Source organism: Algoriphagus boritolerans DSM 17298 = JCM 18970 (assembly GCF_900108085.1).
GTDB lineage: Bacteria > Bacteroidota > Bacteroidia > Cytophagales > Cyclobacteriaceae > Algoriphagus > Algoriphagus boritolerans.
The window spans coordinates 26,194-49,258 of record NZ_FNVR01000003.1; the positions used below are offsets into that span (position 1 = coordinate 26,194).

The 23,065-nt window shown below is 43.6% G+C and carries 18 protein-coding genes and 2 tRNA genes; 14 read left to right on the forward strand and 6 right to left on the reverse strand.

Going from position 1 to position 23,065, the window contains the following annotated elements:
• Positions 1-153 precede the first annotated feature (153 nt).
• The 4 genes from C4S61_RS03820 (at position 154) to msrB (ending at position 3,822) form a co-directional block, all read left to right on the forward strand.
• Positions 154-978 (forward strand): SDR family NAD(P)-dependent oxidoreductase, encoded by an 825-nt coding sequence (locus tag C4S61_RS03820; protein WP_103923478.1) that lies wholly within the window; start codon positions 154-156, stop codon positions 976-978.
• 74 nt (positions 979-1,052) lie between these two features.
• Entirely contained in the window at positions 1,053-1,949 is an 897-nt protein-coding gene (locus C4S61_RS03825) for a class I SAM-dependent methyltransferase (RefSeq protein WP_103923479.1), read from the forward strand.
• A 15-nt stretch (positions 1,950-1,964) separates the two neighbouring features.
• Entirely contained in the window at positions 1,965-3,146 is a 1,182-nt protein-coding gene (locus C4S61_RS03830; protein WP_103923480.1) for an aspartate aminotransferase family protein, read from the forward strand.
• A 259-nt stretch (positions 3,147-3,405) separates the two neighbouring features.
• Complete coding sequence (gene msrB, locus C4S61_RS03835) at positions 3,406-3,822, forward strand: peptide-methionine (R)-S-oxide reductase MsrB (RefSeq protein WP_103923481.1); 417 nt, start codon at positions 3,406-3,408, stop codon at positions 3,820-3,822.
• Between the two features lie 67 nt (positions 3,823-3,889).
• Here the strand turns inward: msrB and C4S61_RS03840 are convergent, their stop codons facing one another.
• From C4S61_RS03840 to C4S61_RS03855, 4 genes are all read right to left on the reverse strand, one after another.
• Positions 3,890-4,450 carry a 1-acyl-sn-glycerol-3-phosphate acyltransferase gene (locus C4S61_RS03840; RefSeq protein ID WP_103923482.1) on the reverse strand — a complete coding sequence of 187 codons (561 nt, stop codon included), beginning with the start codon at positions 4,448-4,450 and terminating at the stop codon, positions 3,890-3,892.
• The gene (locus C4S61_RS03845) at positions 4,447-5,250 is read right to left on the reverse strand and encodes a patatin-like phospholipase family protein (protein WP_103923483.1); all 804 of its coding nucleotides are present in this window, start codon (positions 5,248-5,250) and stop codon (positions 4,447-4,449) included. The genes C4S61_RS03840 and C4S61_RS03845 overlap by 4 nt, the downstream gene beginning before the upstream one ends.
• A gap of 79 nt (positions 5,251-5,329) precedes the next feature.
• A complete protein-coding gene (locus tag C4S61_RS03850) occupies positions 5,330-6,172 on the reverse strand; it encodes an MBL fold metallo-hydrolase (RefSeq protein WP_103923484.1) in 843 nt (280 codons plus the stop codon).
• 137 nt (positions 6,173-6,309) lie between these two features.
• Positions 6,310-7,257, reverse strand: coding sequence for an acetyl-CoA carboxylase carboxyltransferase subunit alpha (locus tag C4S61_RS03855; RefSeq protein ID WP_103923485.1), 948 nt, complete (start codon positions 7,255-7,257; stop codon positions 6,310-6,312).
• A gap of 208 nt (positions 7,258-7,465) precedes the next feature.
• Between C4S61_RS03855 and C4S61_RS03860 the strand changes: the two genes are divergently transcribed.
• Positions 7,466-7,539: transfer RNA gene (locus C4S61_RS03860), tRNA-Asp, on the forward strand.
• A 109-nt stretch (positions 7,540-7,648) separates the two neighbouring features.
• Positions 7,649-7,722: transfer RNA gene (locus C4S61_RS03865), tRNA-Asp, on the forward strand.
• A 388-nt stretch (positions 7,723-8,110) separates the two neighbouring features.
• Here C4S61_RS03865 and C4S61_RS03870 read toward each other — a convergent pair.
• Complete coding sequence (locus tag C4S61_RS03870) at positions 8,111-9,283, reverse strand: THUMP domain-containing class I SAM-dependent RNA methyltransferase (RefSeq protein ID WP_103923486.1); 1,173 nt, start codon at positions 9,281-9,283, stop codon at positions 8,111-8,113.
• A 171-nt stretch (positions 9,284-9,454) separates the two neighbouring features.
• On the opposite strand from C4S61_RS03870, the gene C4S61_RS03875 reads away from it, so the two are divergent.
• The 4 genes from C4S61_RS03875 to C4S61_RS03890 all read left to right on the forward strand — a co-directional run bounded on the left by C4S61_RS03875 (position 9,455) and on the right by C4S61_RS03890 (position 17,430).
• A complete protein-coding gene (locus C4S61_RS03875) occupies positions 9,455-10,837 on the forward strand; it encodes a 3-keto-disaccharide hydrolase (protein ID WP_103923487.1) in 1,383 nt (460 codons plus the stop codon).
• 11 nt (positions 10,838-10,848) lie between these two features.
• Positions 10,849-12,198, forward strand: a complete 1,350-nt coding sequence (locus tag C4S61_RS03880; protein ID WP_103923488.1) for a Gfo/Idh/MocA family protein — start codon at positions 10,849-10,851, stop codon at positions 12,196-12,198.
• A gap of 485 nt (positions 12,199-12,683) precedes the next feature.
• Positions 12,684-15,701: a SusC/RagA family TonB-linked outer membrane protein gene (locus tag C4S61_RS03885; protein ID WP_103923489.1), complete on the forward strand. Its 3,018-nt coding sequence runs from the start codon at positions 12,684-12,686 to the stop codon at positions 15,699-15,701.
• 31 nt (positions 15,702-15,732) lie between these two features.
• A complete protein-coding gene (locus C4S61_RS03890) occupies positions 15,733-17,430 on the forward strand; it encodes a RagB/SusD family nutrient uptake outer membrane protein (protein WP_235009790.1) in 1,698 nt (565 codons plus the stop codon).
• Positions 17,431-17,554: 124 nt separating this feature from the next.
• Here C4S61_RS03890 and C4S61_RS03895 read toward each other — a convergent pair whose 3' ends face one another.
• A complete protein-coding gene (locus C4S61_RS03895; protein ID WP_103923491.1) occupies positions 17,555-18,580 on the reverse strand; it encodes a LacI family DNA-binding transcriptional regulator in 1,026 nt (341 codons plus the stop codon).
• Between the two features lie 180 nt (positions 18,581-18,760).
• Between C4S61_RS03895 and uxaC the strand changes: the two genes are divergently transcribed.
• From uxaC to C4S61_RS03915, 4 genes are all read left to right on the forward strand, one after another.
• Complete coding sequence (uxaC, locus tag C4S61_RS03900; RefSeq protein ID WP_103923492.1) at positions 18,761-20,200, forward strand: glucuronate isomerase; 1,440 nt, start codon at positions 18,761-18,763, stop codon at positions 20,198-20,200.
• Positions 20,200-21,021: an SDR family oxidoreductase gene (locus C4S61_RS03905; RefSeq protein WP_103923493.1), complete on the forward strand. Its 822-nt coding sequence runs from the start codon at positions 20,200-20,202 to the stop codon at positions 21,019-21,021. The genes uxaC and C4S61_RS03905 overlap by 1 nt, the downstream gene beginning before the upstream one ends.
• 150 nt (positions 21,022-21,171) lie before the next feature.
• The gene (gene uxuA, locus C4S61_RS03910) at positions 21,172-22,356 is read left to right on the forward strand and encodes a mannonate dehydratase (RefSeq protein WP_103923494.1); all 1,185 of its coding nucleotides are present in this window, start codon (positions 21,172-21,174) and stop codon (positions 22,354-22,356) included.
• A gap of 401 nt (positions 22,357-22,757) precedes the next feature.
• Positions 22,758-22,985, forward strand: a complete 228-nt coding sequence (locus tag C4S61_RS03915) for a hypothetical protein (RefSeq protein WP_103923495.1) — start codon at positions 22,758-22,760, stop codon at positions 22,983-22,985.
• The last annotated feature ends 80 nt before the right edge of the window (positions 22,986-23,065 follow it).

Genomic DNA, 23,065 nt, shown 5'->3' on the forward strand with positions numbered 1-23,065 from the left:
TAAAATTCGATGCAAAAATTAAAATTTTTACAACGGTTCATTCCAAAAGTACAAAAATAAAGTCTTCGCTTTTCTTACTATTCGGAGTATAAAATTAGATTCCTGAAAACCAACTCCCTATAAATTGAGTAGTCTATTTAAACTATACACCACATGAATTTAGTATTGACAGGAAGTACCTCGGGGATTGGTTGGGAGACATTGAAAGAATTGTTGCCTGAATTCAAAAAAGTCATTCTACCGGTCAGAAATAGGGATAAGGCAAAGAAAATGATTGAGGGTTTACCTGATAAAAATAAAATTCACCTTGTGTCCGTTGACCTCAGTGAGATGAAATCAGTAGTCACCGGCGCCAATGAAATCTTAGGCTTGGCCGATCAAATTGATGTCCTCATCAACAATGCCGGTGGAATGTACCCGGCAAAAAAACTGACTTCTGAAGGACTTGACCTGACATTTGCCACAAATCACCTCGGACATTTTTTGTTGACTAAGTGTCTCATGCCCGCTTTGAAAAAAGGAAAGGCAAAAATCATCAATGTCAGTTCAGAAGCACATCGGATCTCAGGTGATCCAAGTGCAGATCTCAGCCTCAAAAAATCAGCGAATACAGTAGCTGCATATAGCAAAGTGAAGCTGTATAACATTCTCTTCACCAATGAGTTGAAAAACAGGTTTGAATCTTATGGAATAAGTGCTTACTCCCTGCATCCGGGGGCGGTGAGAACGGCTTTTGGCGCTGAGACTTCCGGTATTGCAAAAGGTATAATTCGCCTTACCCAGCTCTTTTTCATCAGTCCAAAATCCGGAGCACAAACCACCATCTTTCTTGCAAAAACTCCTGCTTCCAAACTCAGAAATGGAAGTTACTACGTCCGCAAAAAACCAAAGTCCCCCACCTCCACTGCCTTGAATAAAGAGTTGGCTGCGAAACTTTGGGAATACAGTGAGACAGTTTTGAGTGAGCTCAAAGTTTAAGAATTTACGATGGAAATGGCCGGATGATCTCCCGGTTTCCTCAGACTCTTGGGCAAAAAAACTAAATTGCGCCAATGATAGAAACCATCCTCTCACTTTGCCCCGGACCGTGGGCAGACTATGAATTGATCGATACCGGAGGCTTCGAAAAACTGGAGCGATTTGGGAAATATATTCTTAGCAGACCCGAACCTCAGGCCATTTGGGACAAGACACTTCCCGAATCTGAGTGGAGAAAATTGGCGCATGCGCATTTTGCCAAGGAAAAAAACAATCCCGAAAAAGGTCAATGGCAACAAATCAAACCCATGCCCCACAACTGGTCAATCGATTATGAAAATCAGGATGGGTTAAAAATGAAATTAAACCTGGCTCAGACTTCGTTTAAACATATCGGACTTTTTCCGGAACAAGCTGTGAATTGGGATTATCTGTATCAAAAAATCAAAGCTTTTCCCGGAGAAAAACCAAAAGTCCTAAACCTCTTTGCTTACACCGGTGCAGCCAGTGTGGCTTGCAGAGCTGCCGGCGCTGAGGTGACACACCTTGACTCGGTCAAGCAAGTCGTCACTTGGTCCAAGCATAACATGGAGTCCTCAGGACTGGATGGGATTCGTTGGATGGTTGATGACGCGATGAAATTCGTCAAGCGTGAGGCTAGAAGAGGAAATACCTATCAGGGAATCATTCTCGATCCTCCGGCGTATGGTCGCGGGCCTGAGGGAGAAAAATGGATTCTCGAGGAACAAATCAACGAAATGCTGAAAACTTGTGCGGAGATTTTAGATCCAAAGAATCATTTTCTCCTACTCAATATGTATTCCCTGAGTTTCTCATCACTTATTGCTGCCAATTTGATTCGGTCCAATTTCGGTCAAGTAAAAAATCCGGAGCAAGGAGAGTTGTATTTGGAAGAAAAACAGGGAAAGAAGCTTCCTTTGGGGATATTCTTCCGTTTTTCAAGTTTTTGACCAGAGTTTAAAAAAATGAACAACCGCCAACTTTTTCTTTCTCATCTGGCTCAGACTACTGACTTTCCCTTACTGATCGAAGTGGAAAAAGCGGAGGGAATTTATCTATTTGGACCAAACGGAGAGCAATACATTGACCTGATTTCAGGAATCGGAGTAAGTAATGTGGGTCATCGCCACCCCAAAGTCCTGATGGCTATCCAAGAACAGCTGGATAAATACCTTCACTTGATGGTGTATGGGGAATATGTGCAGACACCTCAGACGCTATTGGCAAAGGCGCTTTGCGACACACTACCCTCCCATCTGGACAATGTATACTTGGTAAACAGCGGTTCGGAAGCCATAGAAGGTGCACTCAAACTAGCCAAGCGCTACACCAATAGAAGGGAATTAATTTCTTGTGTGGATGCTTACCATGGATCCAGTCATGGCGCGCTGAGTGTGGGTGGAAATGAAGTATTCAAACGGGCATATCGTCCTTTACTGCCTGGAATCAGTCACATTTATTATGGGAGTTTTTCGGATTTGGAAAAAATCACCCATCAAACCGCGGCAGTTGTTATCGAAACCATTCAGGGTGAAGCCGGAATCCGGGTTGCTTGTCCGGAGTATTTTCAGGCTTTGAGAAAACGCTGTGATGAAACAGGCACTCTTTTAATTTTGGACGAAATCCAGGCAGGATTTGGCCGAACAGGGAGATTTTGGGCTTTCGAGCATTTTGAGATCATCCCGGATATGGTCGTGTGTGCAAAAGGAATGGGTGGTGGAATGCCAATCGGCGCATTTATAGCCAACAAGGAAGTAATGGGGGCTTTCAAAAATAATCCCTTATTAGGTCATATCACCACCTTTGGTGGGCATCCTGTGAGCGCGGCAGCATCCTTAGCCACAATTAAAATCCTTCAAGAAGAAAAACTCATTGATCAAGTGGAAGTAAAAGCTGAGCTGTTTAAAAGCTTGCTCCTTCACCCAAAAATCAAAGGTTTCCGAAATAAAGGATTGATGATAGCTGTGGAATTTGAATCATTTGATGTCCTCAAGCCTATCATAGATCGTGCGATCGAATTGGGAGTGATTACGGATTGGTTCTTATTTTGCGACGACTCGATGCGGATAGCTCCGCCCTTGATTATTTCTGAAGATCAAATCAGAGCAGCCTGCTCAATAATACTACAAGCGATTGATGAAACTTGATTTTTTGAAAATGGAGCAAAGTCTTGGGCATTCCCTTTGGAGTGAGTAAGGAACTTTGCTAAAGCCGATGGATAAATGAATCTAAATCGATGGAATACCCAGTTTTAGAGGATTTCCTGTAAAATCTTAGGCATATACACCATCACTCAGCCCATCGTAATCTGATGCTCAGGCAGGAAATTGATACAGCACCAAATTGGGTTTTTCGAAAAACAGAAAAGGGTAAACTTTACCGGGAAAAAATGGGTTTCTGATAGGTATGAAAAAGAAAGAGCAAAAAAACTTCGAAGTCCAAAAATCCGAATCTGAATGGGAAGAGATTTTGGATCCCCAATCCTATCATGTATTAAGGAAAAAAGGAACCGAGAGGCCTTTTACCGGTCAGTATTATTTGAATAAGGAAACGGGAATCTATGAATGTAAAGCCTGTGGAAATGAGATTTTTCACTCCTCGGATAAGTACGACAGTGGCTGCGGCTGGCCCAGCTTTACCAAACCAGTAAAGCCTGAGGCGATTGAAGTCAATATGGATTACAGCCATTTTATGATCCGGGAGGAGATCCTCTGCGGCAAATGTGGCGGTCACTTAGGTCACCGTTTTCCTGACGGACCCAAAGATCAGGGAGGAATCCGCTATTGTATCAATTCTATAAGTTTGGATTTTAAGAAAGAATAAGAGGCTTGGAAGGTAGGAGGTTTGGAAAATGGAAGACTTCAGATTTCTGATTTTAGAATTCAGACTTTCAAATAATCCCTTTCTCAGGATGTCTGCCTGTCACAGTTCTACCAAAGGCTTTTAACTCTTCTATTTGCCCATCCATATCGCCGTTTGGATAGAGGCAAGGTCCTATTCCTGCTTCCTTTTTCTTGTAATCCAAGTAACCCACCACAATCGGGACATTGGCTCCAAGTGCGATATGATAAAATCCTGATTTCCATTTTTTTACGGCACTTCGTGTTCCCTCCGGAGTCACCATCACCACGAGTTCATCCCGTCCGTTGAGCATATTGATCATTGCTTCGGTATAGGTCTGCTGGCGTCCTCCCGGAATTCGCTTACGATCGATGGCAATGGCACCCAATCCGCGCAATAACCAACCTAATGGACCGACCATTGCTTCCTTTTTTATAGTAAATCGAACCGGAATATCCATGAGAAAAAACCCAGCCCGTGCGTACAGGATATCCCAATTGGAAGTGTGCGGAATGGCGATTAAAACGGCTTTTTTCAATCCTTCCGGCCATTTGTTATTCAATGACCAACCTGAAATCCAGAATATAAATCTGGAAAGAAGCTTCATCATAGGGATAAATGTTTTGCACTTGGATTTGCTAAGTCTAAAATTGCAGGATTTTCTTCAATCACTTTCATGGTTTGATCATATCCGGCCTGAAACAATTCAGGGGCCTTTTTGATGTCAAATACACCAAACCTTCCTAATCCCGGAGCTTCAATAAAATAATCACATTTTGCTTTCCGGCTGTAGACGTTGTAATTCATTGCCATGATTACTGTCCGCTCGATCAGTTTTTTCATGTTTCTAATATTACTCTCCTCCGGTAGGTGATTACAATTGACCCCGATCACAAAGTCACAAATCCCTTCCAAAGGCTCGACTGGCAAATTATTGAGCACTCCTCCATCGACCAGGTACTTTTTATCAATCACAATCGGTTCAAACATCCCCGGAATACTGCTGGAGGCCATAATAGGCTTTATCAATTCGCCCTCGTCAAAGTACACGACCTTTCCCCGCTGGATGTCAGTAGCTGCTATGGCGAGTGGAATTTTGAGCTGCGCAAAATCATTGTGAGGGAGGTAAATCTTGTAAAGATTGCCCACACTTTCCATTTTCAAAATTCCGTTCCATGAAATGGCGGGACGCATAAACTTAAAATAATTCGTCTCGACAATAATTTTGAGGATTTCCTCCGGATGATAACCTTGGCAATACATCGCACCAACGATCGCTCCGGCTGAAGTTCCTGAAAGTTTCGCGGGGACAATCCCTATTTCATCCAGGGCCTTTAAAACCCCCAGATGCGAAATCCCCCGTATTCCCCCTCCTGAAAGCGCAATACCGACTTTCAATTTAGATTTCATAAGATTATGATCTGTTTTTTAAAGGCCATATGGAATCTCGATTAACTAAATAAGTATAGCATTAGGTAGTATTTCAGACTTACTCGATTTCAGCGAGTCTGAAAGTTTGATCTAGACGAACTCCTTTGTCTGTCATTTTCACGGTACAGCATTCATTGACGGGATCATGCTGGAGAAAGAGAACGTACTCCTCACGGGCGGCTTCCTCCAGAAATGCCTGCTTTTCGCTCATTGTCAGTAAGGGTCTTGTATCATATCCCATAACGTAGGGTAAGGGAATGTGCCCAACTGAGGGAAGCAAATCAGCCATGAAAACAAGGGTTTTTCCTTTGTATTGAATTTTGGGCAGCATCTGCTTGTCTGTATGACCATCGGCTGTAATAAAGTCAAAGCCGGGAAAAAGATTTTTCTGACCTAAATTCAAAAACTGCAATTGTCCCAGTTCCTGCATCGGAATAATGTTCTCTGTAAGGAATGAAGCCTTCTCTCTTGGATTAGGGACAGTTGCCCAATTCCAATGATCCTCATTTGACCAGTAGGTCGCCCGGGGAAAAGTCATTTCATATTGCCCGTGTGAACCATAGCTCACTCCCCCTCCACAATGATCAAAATGCAAGTGAGTGAGAAAATTATCAGTGATTTGGTGAAAACTGACGCCAAGTCGATGAAGATTTCCTTTCAGAGAATCATCCCCATGAAGGTAATAATGAGCCAAAAATTTTGAGTCTTGTTTGTCCCCGATACCATTATCGATCAGTACCAAGCGATTCCCATCCACTACCAAAAGACTCCTCATGGCCCAGGTACACAGGTTATTTTCGTCAGCAGGATTGGTTCGTGTCCAAAGGGTCTTTGGTACCACTCCAAACATGGCTCCGCCATCCAACTTAAAAAATCCGGTATTAACACTGTATAATTCCATTTTAGGCTCAGTTCTTTAGGGTTTAAAAACCAAAAGCAACCTTTCCCAGGGTGGATAGATTGCTTTTGGTTTATTCATTGGATTTGCGTTTCCGCAATCTCTCCAGATAGCTATCGGGATATCAAATTTTCAAATTATTACTCAACGACTACTCCCATGGAGCAGAATTTCTCAATTCGGCTTTCGATTCGTTTTTCGGGTTTTTGCTTGTCCAGCTCCTTCAGGGAATTAAGAATTGCTTCTTTGATGGTTTTACTCATCCATTTCAGATCCCGATGAGCACCTCCTAGTGGCTCAGGTATAATATCATCGATCAGCCCGTTGCCTTTCATATCTCTTGCAGTCAGCTTAAGTGCTTCTGCAGCTTGTTCTTTGTAATCCCAAGATCTCCAAAGAATTGAAGAACAGGACTCAGGAGAGATTACAGAGTACCAAGTATTTTCCAACATGAAGACGCGGTCTCCAATTGCAATTCCCAGAGCTCCACCAGAAGCCCCTTCTCCGATAATAATACAAATCACAGGAACCTTCAGCATGAACATCTCTTTCAGGTTTCTGGCAATCGCTTCTCCCTGACCACGCTCCTCGGCTTCCAAACCGGGAAATGCACCGGGGGTATCAATCAAGGTAACAATGGGTTTGCCAAATTTCTCCGCCATTTTCATCAAACGAAGCGCTTTGCGATATCCTTCCGGATTCGCCATTCCAAAGTTACGTTCCTGACGTTGCTTGGTGTTTCGCCCTTTTTGCTGACCGATAAACATGACTGTCCGACCTTCTATGTCACCTAAACCGCCTACCATAGCTTTGTCGTCTTTTACACTTCGGTCACCATGTAGCTCAATAAAATCGTTGGTAATCTCGTAAATGTAATCCAGAGCATAGGGTCGGTCTGCATGTCTGGAGAGCTGGACTCGCTGCCAGCGGGTGAGGTTTTCGAAAGTCTCTTTTTTCAAAGCAAGAATTTTATCTTCCAAAGACTCAATATCACTGGTCAGATCTATATTTCGACCTTTTGCCAAGTCTTTCATCTCTTGAAGTTTTTGCTCTAAATCAGCAATGGGTTTCTCGAATTCTAATACCATTTTGTTGATTTTTTTGGAGTGACAAAGATAAGGATTATCCCATAGTGACAAAGTTCTGATCTTGGAGTAAACGGCATCCTCTTATTTAAAAATTATTTAACTGAATCATAACCAGATAGAATGAGTAATGAAATTTATTAAAATCTTGTCTTGCAGAAAAAGATCAATTCCATACCTTTGCACCACTTCAAACGAGAGGGAATAAAACGGAGTGGTAGTTCAGCTGGTTAGAATGCCTGCCTGTCACGCAGGAGGTCGCGGGTTCGAGTCCCGTCCATTCCGCATACGATCAAATAAAAGCTAAACCATTAACGAGGGGTAGTTCAGCTGGTAAGAACGATCCGATTTATCGGCAAAGTCGCTGGTCAGAGTTATTGAATCAAAAAAAATTGGAGTGGTAGTTCAGCTGGTTAGAATGCCTGCCTGTCACGCAGGAGGTCGCGGGTTCGAGTCCCGTCCATTCCGCTTAAAGCCCTGGAAAAATCCGGGGCTTTTTTGTTTTTAATCCAGGCTTGGGTTCGAGTTCTCCCATTGCTTGGGATTAGCTTTCCATTCTGCTTAGAGAAAACTGGTCCCCTTTTTTTGTTCCGGTAAACCTAAAAATCAAATTACACTTTCATCAACCAAAACATGCAGGTTTGGATGAAGCCAAAGCATTGAGGCAGGTAACTGCGTCGATATTTCTACCCTCAACAGCTTATGAAAGGCTTTTTTTTTTCGAACCGGCAATAAACAGGAGAATCTTTTTTGAATTCAACATCTCCCCCACTCCCATGTTCATTCCAAAGGCGGAGCCTGAGGCAGTCAATGTTCTATACTCCCACTGGCCTAATTTGGCTCCAAACTGACCACTTTATTTGACCCTTGGTTCCCGGCTGCCTTCAAAAAGCTCATATTTCAACAATCGACAATCGATCGTTCCGTTCCAGAATTCAATTCTCCGGCTGGCTTTAAGTCCCACTTTTTTTGCCAACTCGAGATTTCCCGTAAAAATATAACCTCGGTAACCGGCACATTTCTGTTTCATAAAGTCACCCATCCGCTTGTAGGTGATTTCCAATTCATCGTTTTCCCCCAGTCGCTCACCATATTCCGGATTAAACATGATGACTCCACGCGGCTTTTCGGGAATTTCAGTTTCGGCAAAATCACAGGTTTGGAATTCAATCATGTGATCCACGCCTGCAAAAGCCGCATTTTCCTGCGCAAACGATATCGCTTGCAGTGAGATGTCGGAAGCAATGATTTTCACTTCGGTTGCCTCCACGATTTTTCCTTCGAGTTTTTTCTTTTTGGCCAAAAAAGCTTCTTCCTGATAGCCTAATAGATGTTGAAACGCATAATGATCCCGGAAAAGTCCAGGATAGCGTCTGGTTGCCATAAGTGCCGCTTCGATCGCCAAAGTTCCCGAGCCACACATCGGGTTAATGAAAGGCACTCTAGTATTCCACTCCGTCGCATAAATTGTGGCTGCAGCCAAGGCTTCCATCATCGGGGCTTTACCCGGAATTTTCCGGTAACCATGCTTAGCCAAAGTCTCCCCCGAAGTATTCAGATAGACCGAAGCTTGAGTCTGTTTCCAATACACCTGAATCACCAAGCCTGAAAAATCTGACCCGGAATCCGGCCTTCTACCCTTCAACTCCCGAAAACGATCCACGATCGCATCTTTTACTTTGACATTCACAATCAAAGGAGTGGTAATTGACTCGTTTTCAGCAACTGAATTTACAGAAAAATAGCCGTCCACATCCAAATACTCTTCCCAAGGAATGGATTTGAACTTACGATAGATATCATCTGCATTTTGGAGATAAAACGACTTAAGCTCATAGAGCACATGAGAAGCTGTACGTAGATGCAGGTTAAGATCCATGCAGTCTTCCAAGCTCGCCTGGAGTTCGAGGCCCGTTCTGATGACTGATGTCGGCACAAAACCCAGTTCACGAACTTCCTGCTCCAGGTAACTGACCGAGCGATCCTTGCAGGTGATAAATACTTTTCCTTTTTGGTTGAAATCAAGCATGCGCAAAAGTAAGAAAGTAGGTTGGGAGTTTTCCGATAAAAAGCGTCAAACCACCATTTGTCCTATTTTAATGAGAATTACTCGCAATCGATTCCGTAGATTAGACTTTAGATCTATTGTCCCTACTGGCTTTTATCTGGAATTTTAAAATCAACCCAAAACAAAAAATCGATGAACTATTCATTAAGAAAGAATCTCTTCTTTCTCTCCGGTATCGCCCTATTCAGCTGTGCACAGGAACCTAAATCCGAAGATAATTGGACCGAACTATTCAACGGAAAAGATCTAAGCGGATGGAAAGCAGTAGCTGGAACAGCCCCATTTGAAGTGGTGGGCGAGGAAATAATCGGAACGTCGGTTGCTGGCTCACCCAACACATTTCTGATCACTGAGGCTACTTACGGAGATTTTATCCTTGAGCTCGATCTCAAGATCGAAGATCTGACAAGCAACTCTGGCGTGATGGCTCGGGGTCAATTCGATCCTGCTGCCCGTGAAGGTAAAGGACTCGTATTTGGATATCAGATCGAGGCTGACCCGACGGATAGAGCATGGTCAGGCGGAATCTATGACGAAGCCCGAAGAGGTTGGCTGTATCCTCTGGAACTAAACCCTGATGCAAAATCAGCTTTTAAGATGGGGGAATACAATCACTATCGAATCGAAGCAATCGGGAATGAACTCAAAACATGGATCAACGGTCAGGAAGTCGCTTATTTAGTAGATGACATGGACAAAACCGGATTTATCGGTCTTCAGGTACACAGTATCCGGGATTCTACTCATGCTGGACGAAAGACTTATTTTAAGAATGTAAAAGTCCAAACCGAAAACCTGATTTCTCAACCTTTCAATAAGGATTTATTTGTAGTCAACAATAACCTGAATAAGTTGACAGACTATGAAATCGCCAAGGGCTGGAGACTGTTGTTCAACGGTCAAAACAGTGAAGGCTGGAAAGGTGCTTACAAAGAAACATTCCCAGAATCCGGGTGGAGTGTGAGTGACGGAGTGCTTACCATTGCCAAAACAGACGGCAGCGAATCTCAAAATGCAGGTGACATTGTGACCACAGAGAAATTCTCAGCCTTTGACCTTGCATTCGAATTTAAGTTGACCGAAGGGGCAAACAGCGGTTTGAAATATTTCGTGACACTTTCTGAAGGCAACAAAGGTTCGGCAATAGGTCTGGAATACCAGATTCTGGACGATGAAAAGCATCCTGATGCCAAAATGGGAATTGAAGGAAACCGAACCCTAGCTTCACTTTATGACTTGATCAAAGCTGATAAGCAACCGCGGTTTATGAAACCAATCGGCGAATGGAACAAAGGCCGAGTGGTGGTCTATCCTGACAATCGTGTGGAGCACTACCTGAATGGGGTCAAAGTATTGGAATATGTCAGAGGATCTCAGGAATACAAAAACTTAGTTGCCGGAAGCAAGTACAAAATCTGGGAAAACTTCGGCGAAGCTCCTGAAGGACACATTCTTCTTCAGGATCATGGCGATGAAGTAAGCTTCAAAAACATCAAAATCAAGACGCTTAACTAATAGCTGGAATTATGAATAAGCACAACAGAAGAGAATTTATCAAGAAAAGCACAGCTGCGACTTTGGGCCTGTCTGCTTTGGGAGCAGTGGGTTTTTCACCCAAATCATACGCTAAAATTATAGGAGCAAATGAGCGGCTGAATGTAGCCATTGCCGGCCTGGGAAGAAGACTGGGGGCATTTTATGAGCCTATTGGATTGGCATCCAGTAATGTAAACTTGCTTTACCTCTGCGATGCCATGCAATCCCAGATGCCTAAAGCAGCAAAAAACTTCGAGAAATACATCGACTATGTACCCAAGCAGGAACAGAATATCATGAAAGTATTGGATGACAGGGAAGTCGATGTGTTGATCAATGCGACTCCGGATCATTGGCATGCGCCGGGTACTTGGCTTGCCTTGGAGCGTGGAAAGCACGTCTATGTGGAGAAGCCCTGCTCCCACAATCCTCGTGAGGGTGAACTGCTGATTGCACTGCAAAAAAAATACAATAAAGTAGTGCAAATGGGTAATCAGCAGCGTTCTGCTCCAGAAAGCCGTGAAATCATCGCCGCGATTCATAATGGAGCGATTGGAAAGGCCTTCATGGCCAAAGCTTTCTATAGCAATAATCGCGGAGTAGTTCCTAATCCAAAAGCACAGGCAGCACCTGCCGGTTTGGATTGGGAGCTTTTTCAAGGTCCCGCTCCGCGAAAGCCCTACATGCACGATACTTGGGATTACAACTGGCATTGGTACGGCTGGGACTACGGCACTGCAGAAACTGGAAACAATGCCACCCACGAGCTTGATATAGCGCGATGGGCACTTCAAGTGGATTATCCGAGTGAAGTGATAGTTGTCGCTGGTAAAATGCACTATCCCGAAGATGGCTGGACGATGTATGACACCATGGACGCGACCTTCAAATTTGGTGATAATAAAGTTATTCAATGGGATGGAAAAAGCAGAAACAGCTACAAGACCTACGGCTCGGACCGGGGAACCATCATTTATGGTACTGAAGGTTCAGTCTATGTGGACCGAGGCGGATACAGACAATTTGACCGAAGTGGAAAACTGGTGAAAGAGAATATGGGAGGCGGCACAGAAGGAGGAACCCAACTCGGGGGCGGTGGAGATATGAGTACCACCCACGTGGTCAACTTCTTCAATGCTGTTCGCGGTCTTGAGAAACAAAATTCCAACATCGAGGAAGGAGCTGTTTCTACACTTCTTTGTCATCTGGCAAATATTAGCAGCCGAACCGGAGAGACTTTGGTCTGCGATCCTAAGAATGGACACATCCAAAATTCCGAAAAGGCAAAAGCTCTCTGGACAAGGGAATATGAAAAAGGCTGGGAGCCTCCTAAAATCTAAATTCATAAACAAAAAATTGGTTTTCTTAATTTCAGACACCTGCTTTTGATTCAAGAGCAGGTGTTTTTTTGATTACCTCTTTCCACCATTGATTCCTCGATTTAGGTAGTGGTGTTTTCCAATTTTCACCCTAAAATCAAGTCCGGTATCTTTTACTTAAAATTGAATTGATTAATCAATTCAACCCTCTCAATATCAATCGTCTAGCTACGATTCAAAAATTGGAAATAGATTCCCGGAAAAATAAATTCTTTGTAAAGAATTCCTACTAAAATATTCGATTCTGGAATTCACCTTTACCTACCTCTCATTCCGAAATCCGCTCGCAATCGATTCCGTAAATACAGCTTTCAATAGGTTGATCATCCTTATCCTTCTGTCTACCTTTTAAGTAGGAAATCGGATGAATTTTTCCACTCATCATCCACGAAAGAGCAAAACATGTTGAAACCAATTCTATCTTATAACAATAACCCCTTTTACTTATGCGTACAAAATTTTACACCTGCCTATCGGTGGTGTTGATGCTGTTGCTTAGTGTTGGATACACGCAGGCACAGAATGTCCAAGTGACTGGGACCGTTTCGGATGAAACAGGCTCACCCCTACCGGGTGTGACTATTCTCCTTAAGGGTACCACTTCAGGCACCACCACAGATTTAGATGGAAAGTATTCCATCTCCGGCCCAGCTACAGGCGTGCTGGTTTTCTCATTTATTGGCTATAATCCAATAGAAGAAACCATCGGCAACAGAAGCCAAATCAATGTAAACCTCAGTCCTGACCTTTCAGATTTGGAAGAAGTGGTAGTAGTAGGTTATGGCACAGTAAAAAAGAGTCAGCTCACGGGAGCTATCTCTTCTGTAGGAAATAAAGAAATCCAGGAACTTCCGATCACGGATGCCCGCCAGGCACTTCAAGGACGTGCAGCAGGCGTGGATGTCACACAAGCTGGTTCAAAGCCAGGCTCTGCACCACAAGTACGTATTCGTGGTCGTAGATCCTTTAACGCCTCCAATGAACCTTTGTACGTGATAGATGGAATTCCTACAGTGGGTGGAATTGAAGACATCAACCCTCAGGACATTACATCCATGGAGGTCTTGAAAGATGCGTCTGCCACGGCAATTTATGGTTCCAGAGGATCTAACGGCGTAGTATTGATCACTACCAAAAGAGGCAACGTAGGTAAAACCGTAGTTTCATTCGACTCATATTATGGCTCTAATAAAGAATTGGGCAGGATTGAAGTTTTTGACGGTCCGGCCTTTGCTGAATACAAAAGAGAATCCCGAAGAGCGACCGGGAATTATCCTGAAGGACCAGCCACACCGGAAGCCGATGCTAAAATCTTTGAACCAATCGAACTGGAGGGTATTGCCTCGGGTCGTAGCATCGACTACCCCGCGGGTTTGATGCAGACTGGTAATATCCAAAGTCATCAAATTGGAGTAAGTGGAGGAAGTGAAAAAACCACCTTTTTCATTTCAGCAAACTATTTTAAAGATGTGGGTGTGATCATTAATCAAGACTTTACCCGCTATACCTTCAGGGTGAATTTGGATCACGCAATCACCAGTAAAATCAAAGTCGGTACTTCTACCCTATTCACCCGAAGTGACCGAAACGGAGAGAATTTCAATCCGTTGGGTGGTGCCTTAGCAGAAAACCCACTTGGAAAGCCTTACGATGACGACGGTAATTTGATTTTTCTTCCTACTTCAGATGGTCTGAGAACAAACCCGTTTGCTGAGATCGTGCCAGGCGCACAAGTAGATGAAACCAGAAGATATCGCGCCTTTACCAGCTTTTATGGAAATTGGGATATAGCAAAAGGATTGACGTATCGTGTCGTATTTGGACCTGATTTGAACATCCGAAGATCGGGAAGATTCACAGGTTCCCAGACCAATGCAAGACGAGGCGGACCTCCTACCGGAAGTGTGGATGATCGCTTCCAGTTCAACTATACACTGGAAAACATCCTGTCCTACACTAAAACAGTAAATCAGGTACACACCTTCAATTTGACTGCCTTGCAGTCTTTCCAACAGGATAGATTTGAGCAGACAACGATCAGTGTACAAGACATCCCGGCACCATCCCAACTTTATCACAGATTGGGAGATGCGGCTCAGATTACCGGTGCAAATACAAACTTGGTAGAATGGTCCCTGCTTTCCTATATGGCAAGATTAAACTATGATTACAAAGGAAAATACCTCTTGACAGGTACTGTCCGAGCAGACGGTAGCTCCCGATTCGGTGAAAATAACAAGTTTGGCTACTTCCCTTCTGTAGCATTCGGCTGGAACATGCATCAGGAATCTTTCCTGAAAAATTCATCCAAAGTCGATTTGATGAAGTTCAGAGTGAGTTATGGATCCATCGGTAACCAGGCGATCAATCCCTACCAAACTCAGGCTTTACTCGGACGGACCTCCTATGCGTGGGATAATACCGCCGCGTTCGGTTACAGACCAAATACCATCGGTAATCCGGATTTGAGATGGGAAACATCCACCACGTTCAATACGGGCCTAGACTTCTCCTTTTTCAAAGGAAGGGTGATGGGTAGTGTGGAATATTACATTACCAATACTTCTGACCTCCTCGCCCCTCAGCCACTTCCGAACTCAACTGGTTTTGGCGGATTTATCACCAACATCGGTAAAACTCAAAACCGAGGTGTGGAACTTTCGCTTTCCACCTTGAATATTGAGAAGGGTGATTTCACTTGGTCTACTGACATCATTTTCACCAGAAACAGAGAGGAAATCGTATCTCTGCCAAACGGTGACGATATCGCAGCGGGCAGATTTATTGGCAAGCCTTTGACGATCTTTTATGACTTGAAGAAAATCGGGATCTGGCAGACCAGTGAGTTGGACCAAGCAACAAGCTTTGGAGATAAGCCGGGAGAAATCAAAATCGAAGACCTTAATGGAGACGGAAGAATTAACTCGCTTGACCGTCAGTTCTTGGGTTCCGCAGTTCCTGATTTTGCATTGGGTATTACCAACAGATTTGCTTACAAAGGTTTTGACCTTTCTTTCTTCGTGTTCGGACGATTTGGTTCGATGATTCGATCCCAGTTTCACCAAAGTAACAATAACCTCTTTGGTCGATACAACAACTTAGCTGTAGACTACTGGACCCCAACCAATCCTACCAACGCCTATCCAAGACCGAACGAAAACCAAGAGTTTCCGAAATACAACACGTCCATGTCTCTATTTGATGGCACATTTGTAAAGGTTAGAAACATCAATATTGGTTACACCGTAGGTGATGTGGCTTTGAAAAAGCTAGGATTTAGCAGCCTAAGAATATTCAGCAGCATCCAGAATCCGTTCATATTCTCTGAATACCGTTCAGTTCATAAGGGTATTGACCCAGAGACATTCACAGATGGAGAGCAAGGTGTGAATGCCGGTGAAGTGAGTGGAAACATCTCTCCGCCTGTGGTTCAGTACACGTTTGGTGTCAACGTGAAGTTTTAATCTAAAAGCTAATTGAACGATGAAAAAATCAATGAATACATATCAAATCAAATCCTGGATCAAAACAAGTGCTTTAGCAGTGACGCTTTCGCTTGCGTTTTCATGCCAGGATGCGCTTCAGGAAGATGTAATCTCGCAAATCGGGAATGATTACCTAAATACTGCTAAAGGTCTCGAAGATGGAGTAAATGCAGCATATACCTCATTAAGAGTATGGTATGGTTCCGAACGTGGCAATAATTTCACAGAATTCGGTACGGATATCTATACCAATGGTGCGGACGGTTCTTGGAAATTCATGAATACCTATACCAATCAATTTGATTCCCAGAATGGTCACGTTCGAGAACTATGGGACGAATTGTACCGAGGTATCAACACCTGTAATGCAGTAATTGATCGGTCGGTAAACGTGACAGGAATAAGTGAGGCGGTCAAAAAGCAACGGATAGCCGAAGTCAAATTTATCCGGGCGCATCACTATTTCTTGTTGGTTCAGTTATTTGGTCCGGTAGACTTGCAGTTAACTGAAAACAAGGTGCCAAACAAAGTGGTCACAAGGGCTCCCGTAGCTGCCGTTTATGATGCAATTATTAATGACCTACAAACAGCTATTCCTGATTTGGAAGCGGTAAAAGCTTCTAATCAGTATGGAAGAGCCACAAGACCCGCCGCTCAGCATTTATTAGCGAAAGTCTTCATCACGAGAGCAACTTCTGAGGCTGGTCAAGCCAGTGATTATGCAAGCGCAGAACCACTCTTGAAAAGTGTGATCAATGATTACGGATTCATCCTTTTACCTAACTATGCTCAAATTCATCAGTTTGGAAATGAGCGGAATGACGAAATAGTTTTTGCTATTCAGTATACTCGTGATCCGTTGACCAATCAACAAGCAAATACTCCAGCAAATCCATCCGCTAACAACGGAAACAACTCCCACTTGTATTTTCTGATGGAGTATGACGTTCAGCCGGGAATGCGTAGAGACACACAAAACGGGCGTCCGTTCAAGCGATATCGAATGACTCCTTACGCGATCAACACCGTATTTGGAGATCGGGTAAATGACAGCAGATACAAAGCTTCCTTTATTGACGTGTATTATGCCAACAGACCGGGAACTTACAATACAAACTTTGACCTCTCCAAGCCATCCGTGACATTCGCACTTGGGGACACTGCGATCTACATCCCTGGTTTTGAAATGTCCCTAGCGGAAAGAGCCACCAAAAAATATCAGGTTTTGGTTCCCAGCCGCTATGATGAAAGACTCTTCCCACCATTGAAAAAACACTTGGATCCGGGAAGGGCTGATTTGACACAAGAGCAAGGTGGTCGTGATTACCCTGCTATGCGATTGGGAGAAACCTATTTACTCCTTGCAGAGTCGCTTTTGCGTCAGGGAAAAGTAGCGGAGGCAACAGATGCTATGAATGCAGTCAGACGAAGAGCAGCATTCCCTGGAAAGCAAGCGGCAATGGAAATCACCCCTGCTCAAATGACCATGGAATTCCTGATGGAAGAACGAGCAAGAGAATTGACTGGAGAGCAAGTTAGATGGTTGGATCTGAAGCGATGGAATGTATTGGTTGAGCGAGTAAAACTGCACAATGCACAGGCTGCTCCAAATATCAAAGATTTCCACGTGCTGAGGCCAATTCCTCAGAATCAGATCGATAGAGCTGAGGGTGGTGCATCCGGATTCCCTCAGAATCCAGGATACTAAGTTGAATTTTGCAGTACAAACCAGTCGGGTTTTCGAAACCTGACTGGTCCTCTCAGAAAAATAAGGTCAAAAAAACAGCTCCGAATTTCGGAGCTGTTTTTGGTTATTAAGAAAACCAAACAAATTAAACTGCAATTGTCGAAGACCTGATAATGATTTTTGAAGGAATGCTGATGACCTGGTTTGGAAGATCAGGTTGACGCGGCTTGGTCAGCTTTTTCATAAGCAGCTTAGCGCATTCCTCTCCAATTTCAAAAGTCGGTTGCGTAATGGTGGTAAGTGAAGGTGTCAACAAACCTGCTATGCTCAAATTGGAAAAGAAACTGATAATCTTAAGATCCTGTGGGATTTTGATGTCAGTTCGTTTTACTGCATGATAGGTGGCCAAGGCCAATTTTTCTACTGACGAAAACAAACCATCCGGTCTATCCTCTGAAGTCAACATCGCACGGATAGCCTCAATGTTTTTTTCTTCGTCGTGTGCACAGGTCACCTGAAGCGAGGGTGTGGGCGACAACCCTGCGGCTTGGAGTGCATCCAAATACCCCCGATATCTTTCTTTGGTGATGGAAAGCTCTTTGGAAAGCATCAAAAAGGCAATTTTCCTACACCCCTGCTGAATAAGATGTTTAGTTCCCTCATAGGAACTTTCATAATCATTCGTGATAAACTTGGTCGTCGGGATCTCGGAGCATATCCGGTCAAAAAATATCAGCGGAAATCCACGTTCGTGAAGTTTTGCCAAGTGAGAAATATCGCTGGTCTGACTGGAAACAGACATGACAATGGCATCTGCCCTACCGTTCATCAGAAGGCTGACGATTTTCTTTTCCCGCTCTACATCTTCATGGGTACTATAGACCAGCAGGTGATAGCCATGCTGTTGGGTGACTTCCTCGATACCATCAACGACCTTGGCGAAAAAACTACTCATGCGCTCAGGCATGATCACTGCAATGGTCTTGCTCTTATTTTCTCTCAGACTTCTGGCAAAAGGATTGGGCTGATAGTTAAGTTTTTCGGCCATAAATACAACCTTTTTTTTGGTCGCTTCACTAATTTCATAGCTATCGTTCAATGCACGGGAAACGGTGGATGGTGCTAGCTTCAACTCCGCGGCAAGTTCTTTTAAATTGACTCCGGTACTCATGGGTATTTTGGGTTTGAAGTGCTTTCTATGTGTTGAATAAATTCAACAGTTTAAAAATAAGGAAATTATTCCACTTAAATAATTTCGCAAACGTTTCCGTATTTTAATGCTACTCGGGCACTTTTTCAGGGTAAATTTAAGATAGCATTACTAACCAAAAAACCCAGACCGACCTGCGATATGCTTCATACCCAAACCGCAAATTCCTTCCTGACTGAAGATTTTTTGTTGCAATCAGACTATGCCAAAATTCTCTATCACGACTATGCCAAAAATCTCCCGATAATCGATTATCACAATCACCTCCCTCCTGCCGAAATCGCAGCTAATCGGCAGTTTGAGAACATTTCAAAAGTCTGGCTGGCAGGAGATCATTACAAATGGAGGGCTATGCGGACACTTGGAGTCCATGAAAAATTCATCACCGGTGAGGCTTCTGATCTTGAAAAATTTCAAAAATGGTCCTTTACCGTTCCTTACACCATGCGGAATCCCCTGTATCATTGGTCCCACATGGAAATGAGGCGTTACTTTGGGATCGATGAGTTACTTTCTACTGAAAATGCCACCGCAGTTTATCATCATACGTCTGAAATGCTGGAACACTCCGATTTTCGTGCGCAAGGACTCTTGGAGCGGATGAATGTAGAGGTAGTATGCTCCACCGACGATCCTTGTGATACCTTGGAAAATCACAAAACTTACTTCTTGTCAAAGAAACAGGTCAAACTTTACCCCGCATTCAGACCGGATAAATCTTTCGCCATCGAAAATGGGGAATCCTTCAAAACCTATCTTCAAAATCTGGGATCTGTCGTCGGATTCGAGATCAATTCATTTGACAAACTGATAGAAGCATTATCACAACGGGTTGATTATTTCCATTCGAGAGGATGTCGCCTTTCTGATCACGGGCTGGAAAATCTTGTTTTTTCCAAAGATGAGCAGCTTTCATCTGATAGTATTTTGCTGAAAGTGCTCCGTGGAAATGCCCTTTCCAAAGAAGAGATCGACCACTTCAAGTTCAAAACACTCCAAAAGCTCTGTAAAATGTATCACGCCAAAGGCTGGGTGCAGCAGTTTCACCTTGGAGCACTCCGAAACACCAATTCACGAATGCTAAGCACCCTGGGTCCGGATACCGGATTTGACTCAATTGGGGACTTTGATCAGGCAAGTGCATTGGGAGCCTTCCTAAATCACCTGGATTCCACCGATCAGTTGACAAAAACGGTGATTTACAACCTCAACCCGCGAGACAATGAAGTATTTGCAACCATGATCGGCAACTTCAATGACGGATCGGTCAAAGGAAAAATCCAATTCGGCTCGGGCTGGTGGTATCTCGATCAAAAAGACGGGATGGAAAAGCAAATCAATACCCTCTCCAACATGGGTTTGGTGAGTTGCTTTATCGGTATGCTGACCGATTCCCGAAGTTTCCTCTCCTTTCCCCGTCATGAATATTTCCGAAGGATCCTTTGCAATATTTTTGGAAAAGATGTCCAAAACGGTGAGCTTCCTTGGGATGAAAAATGGCTTGGCAAGCTCATCACAGACATCTGTTACCAAAACGCAAAAGATTTCTTTAACTTCTCACCTAATAACTACAAAATCTAATGTCACTTATCAACCTTTTTTCCCTAAAAGGAAAAAAAATCGCCTACTCAGGAGCAACCGGTGTATTGGGAAAGACCATGGCCGTGCATTTAGCTGAGCAAGGAGCCGAAGTTTTAATCCTAGGTCGTACACCTGAAAAGGTCAATGAGTTGGTGAACAAGATCAATTCAGCAGGAGGAAAAGCTTCTGGATATTTCGCCGATGTGACGGACGAAGAATCACTACAAAAAGCTGCCATAACTATCGAATCCCAACATGGACACATCGATGTCCTGATTAATTCCGCAGGTGGAAATATGCCGGGGGCGATAATCCGACCTGATCAAAATTTCCTTGATTTGGACACAGACTCCTTGAGAAAAGTCCTGGATCTGAATTATTTAGGAACAGTTCTCCCTACCAAAGCTTTACTTCCACTAATGCTGAAGATGGGGAAAGGAAACATCCTTAATATCAGCTCAATGGCCGCTTCCCGTCCCATGACCCGAGTGATGGGCTATGCCTCTGCCAAAGCTGCCATCGACAATCTTACCAAATGGCTTTCTGTAGAATTGGCTCATAAACATGGACCGGATTTCAGAGTCAATGCCATCGCTCCAGGCTTTTTCTTGACTGAGCAAAACCGTACCCTATTGACTGAGGCAGACGGAAGTCTAACCCAAAGAGGAAAGCAGATCAAAACTCATACACCGATGAACCGCTTCGGAAAGCCTGAGGACTTACTCGGTGCTTTGCAGTGGCTTTGCAGCGATGCTTCAGCATTTGTCACAGGCACCATTATCCCTGTGGATGGCGGATTCAGCGCGTATTCGGGTGTTTAAAAAAGTGAATTGTTAATGGTTAAAAGTTAATAGTTGCGGGAATTACCCCTTAACTTTTTACCAATAACTTAATTCTAAATAACTAATAACTCAATAACTAATAACTCAATAACTAATAACTCAATAACTAGTAATTAAATACCAAATTTCATGAGCTACAGAATGGAACAAACCATGCGCTGGTATGGTCCAAAAGACCCAGTAAGTCTGAGAGACATCCTGCAGTCCGGTGCCACAGGTATCGTCACCGCGCTTCATCACATTCCAAACGGGGAAGTTTGGAGCCGTGAAGAAATCAAAATCCGTAAAAATATGATTGAGGAGGCTGGATTGACTTGGTCCGTTGTCGAATCAGTTCCTGTACATGAGGTGATCAAAACCCGGACAGGCAACTTCGAACAAATCATTGAAAACTATAAAGAAACGCTTCGCAATCTTGCTGCCGAGGGCATTTACACCGTTTGCTACAACTTTATGCCAATCTTGGACTGGACCCGGACCAATCTGGAACATGTCCTACCAAACGGTGCCAAGGCTTTGTTTTATGAAAAAAAGGCAGTTCAGGCGTTTGATTTGTTTATTCTTCAGCGGCCAGAGGCATTTGAGGAATATTCCGAATCCGAAATTCAGGAGCTGAAAGAATACTACGAAGCATTGTCCTCCGAGGCCAGGCAATTGATTATCGACAACATCCTGAAAGGCCTTCCCGGCTCGGAGATCGGTTATACCATGGATGAATTCCGGTCAATGCTCAAAACCTACGAAGGGATCGATGCACAGAAATTGGGAGAGCATCTCCGCCTTTTTCTGGATGCAGTTACTCCTGTTGCAGAGGAAGTGGGAGTTTACCTTTGCATTCACCCGGATGATCCTCCATTTTCGCTCTATGGACTTCCAAGAGTCGTCAGCACGGCTGCTGATGCGCGTAGAATACTTTCCCAGACGCCAAGTCATCACAATGGATTGACATTCTGCACAGGATCGTTTGGTGTCAGAGCAGACAATGACCTTCCGGCCATGGTTAGGGAGTTCGGTGATCGGATTCACTTTATTCACTTACGAAGCACCAAAAGAGACGAAGCAGGTAACTTCTACGAAGACAATCATCTCGAAGGAAATGTACCGATGGTTGCGGTGATTGATGAGATCTTGAAAGTGCAGGAAAAGCGGGGCAAAAGCCTTCCGATGCGTCCTGACCACGGTCATCAGATGCTGGATGATCTGCACAAAAAGACCAATCCGGGCTACTCGGCCATCGGTAGACTCAAAGGACTGGCCGAAATCCGCGGAGTGGAAGAAGCTTTGCTTTGGGTGAAAAAAAGTAGTAAGACCTAAGTATCCAGAGTTGAGATGCAAGAGTTGAGATGCAAGAAACAAGATTGCAAGTCGTGAATAGTAAGAGAAAACAACAGCAGTTTTGAGAAGGCCTTATCTTTTTCATTCTAAATCCACTTGAATCTCATTTCAGGTGGATTTTTTCATTTAGGTGCAAAGAAAAAAGTGTTTTTTTACACTCTGTAAAAGTTTCAATTCAGCCCTTATCGCTCTACCATCTTTCGCAAAGACTCTTCGATCAAACCTAAATATCTTAAAAATAATCTGCTTTTATCCGCGACCTTTTCAGCGAATATCAGCGGGAAAATTATCTCCGAAAAATCTTAATCAGCAATGAAAATTCAGTGCTAATCTGTGGGATAAAACGAATTATCTGATATTTATCCAAAGCTCAAATTCACATGCCCCGATTCTTCTCCAAACGTGACCTTCATTTCCAATTTTTTGAAAACCAAAGCTGCCTGGAATTAACCTCAATCCCCTACTTTGCGGATCATTCAGAGGAGACGTTTAAGCTTGTTTTGGTTTCTGGAGCGCAGATCTCCGAGAAGCCACTTCGTCCACTGCTGATCGAGCGCTTTCACTCTAATACCTATCCAACAATTGCGATGAGGAATGAGTGGTTTTGAAAATTTTCCACAGATGTAAATTTGAGTATTGACTACTACTGATTAGTCTTTTCTCCATATCCAAGTATTTTTCCACTCCT

What these genes read in the sequence shown, in the direction of transcription:
- C4S61_RS03905 (WP_103923493.1), top strand. Translation starts at nt 20,200, where the DNA reads ATGTCACTTATCAACCTTTTTTCCCTAAAAGGAAAAAAAATCGCCTAC.
- msrB (WP_103923481.1), top strand. Translation starts at nt 3,406, where the DNA reads ATGAAAAAGAAAGAGCAAAAAAACTTCGAAGTCCAAAAATCCGAATCT.
- C4S61_RS03845 (WP_103923483.1), bottom strand. Translation starts at nt 5,250, where the DNA reads ATGAAATCTAAATTGAAAGTCGGTATTGCGCTTTCAGGAGGGGGAATA.
- C4S61_RS03890 (WP_235009790.1), top strand. Translation starts at nt 15,733, where the DNA reads ATGAATACATATCAAATCAAATCCTGGATCAAAACAAGTGCTTTAGCA.
- uxuA (WP_103923494.1), top strand. Translation starts at nt 21,172, where the DNA reads ATGAGCTACAGAATGGAACAAACCATGCGCTGGTATGGTCCAAAAGAC.
- C4S61_RS03875 (WP_103923487.1), top strand. Translation starts at nt 9,455, where the DNA reads ATGAACTATTCATTAAGAAAGAATCTCTTCTTTCTCTCCGGTATCGCC.
- C4S61_RS03850 (WP_103923484.1), bottom strand. Translation starts at nt 6,172, where the DNA reads ATGGAATTATACAGTGTTAATACCGGATTTTTTAAGTTGGATGGCGGA.
- C4S61_RS03915 (WP_103923495.1), top strand. Translation starts at nt 22,758, where the DNA reads ATGCCCCGATTCTTCTCCAAACGTGACCTTCATTTCCAATTTTTTGAA.
- C4S61_RS03895 (WP_103923491.1), bottom strand. Translation starts at nt 18,580, where the DNA reads ATGAGTACCGGAGTCAATTTAAAAGAACTTGCCGCGGAGTTGAAGCTA.
- C4S61_RS03825 (WP_103923479.1), top strand. Translation starts at nt 1,053, where the DNA reads ATGATAGAAACCATCCTCTCACTTTGCCCCGGACCGTGGGCAGACTAT.
- C4S61_RS03855 (WP_103923485.1), bottom strand. Translation starts at nt 7,257, where the DNA reads ATGGTATTAGAATTCGAGAAACCCATTGCTGATTTAGAGCAAAAACTT.
- C4S61_RS03880 (WP_103923488.1), top strand. Translation starts at nt 10,849, where the DNA reads ATGAATAAGCACAACAGAAGAGAATTTATCAAGAAAAGCACAGCTGCG.
- C4S61_RS03820 (WP_103923478.1), top strand. Translation starts at nt 154, where the DNA reads ATGAATTTAGTATTGACAGGAAGTACCTCGGGGATTGGTTGGGAGACA.
- C4S61_RS03830 (WP_103923480.1), top strand. Translation starts at nt 1,965, where the DNA reads ATGAACAACCGCCAACTTTTTCTTTCTCATCTGGCTCAGACTACTGAC.
- C4S61_RS03870 (WP_103923486.1), bottom strand. Translation starts at nt 9,283, where the DNA reads ATGCTTGATTTCAACCAAAAAGGAAAAGTATTTATCACCTGCAAGGAT.
- C4S61_RS03885 (WP_103923489.1), top strand. Translation starts at nt 12,684, where the DNA reads ATGCGTACAAAATTTTACACCTGCCTATCGGTGGTGTTGATGCTGTTG.
- C4S61_RS03840 (WP_103923482.1), bottom strand. Translation starts at nt 4,450, where the DNA reads ATGATGAAGCTTCTTTCCAGATTTATATTCTGGATTTCAGGTTGGTCA.
- uxaC (WP_103923492.1), top strand. Translation starts at nt 18,761, where the DNA reads ATGCTTCATACCCAAACCGCAAATTCCTTCCTGACTGAAGATTTTTTG.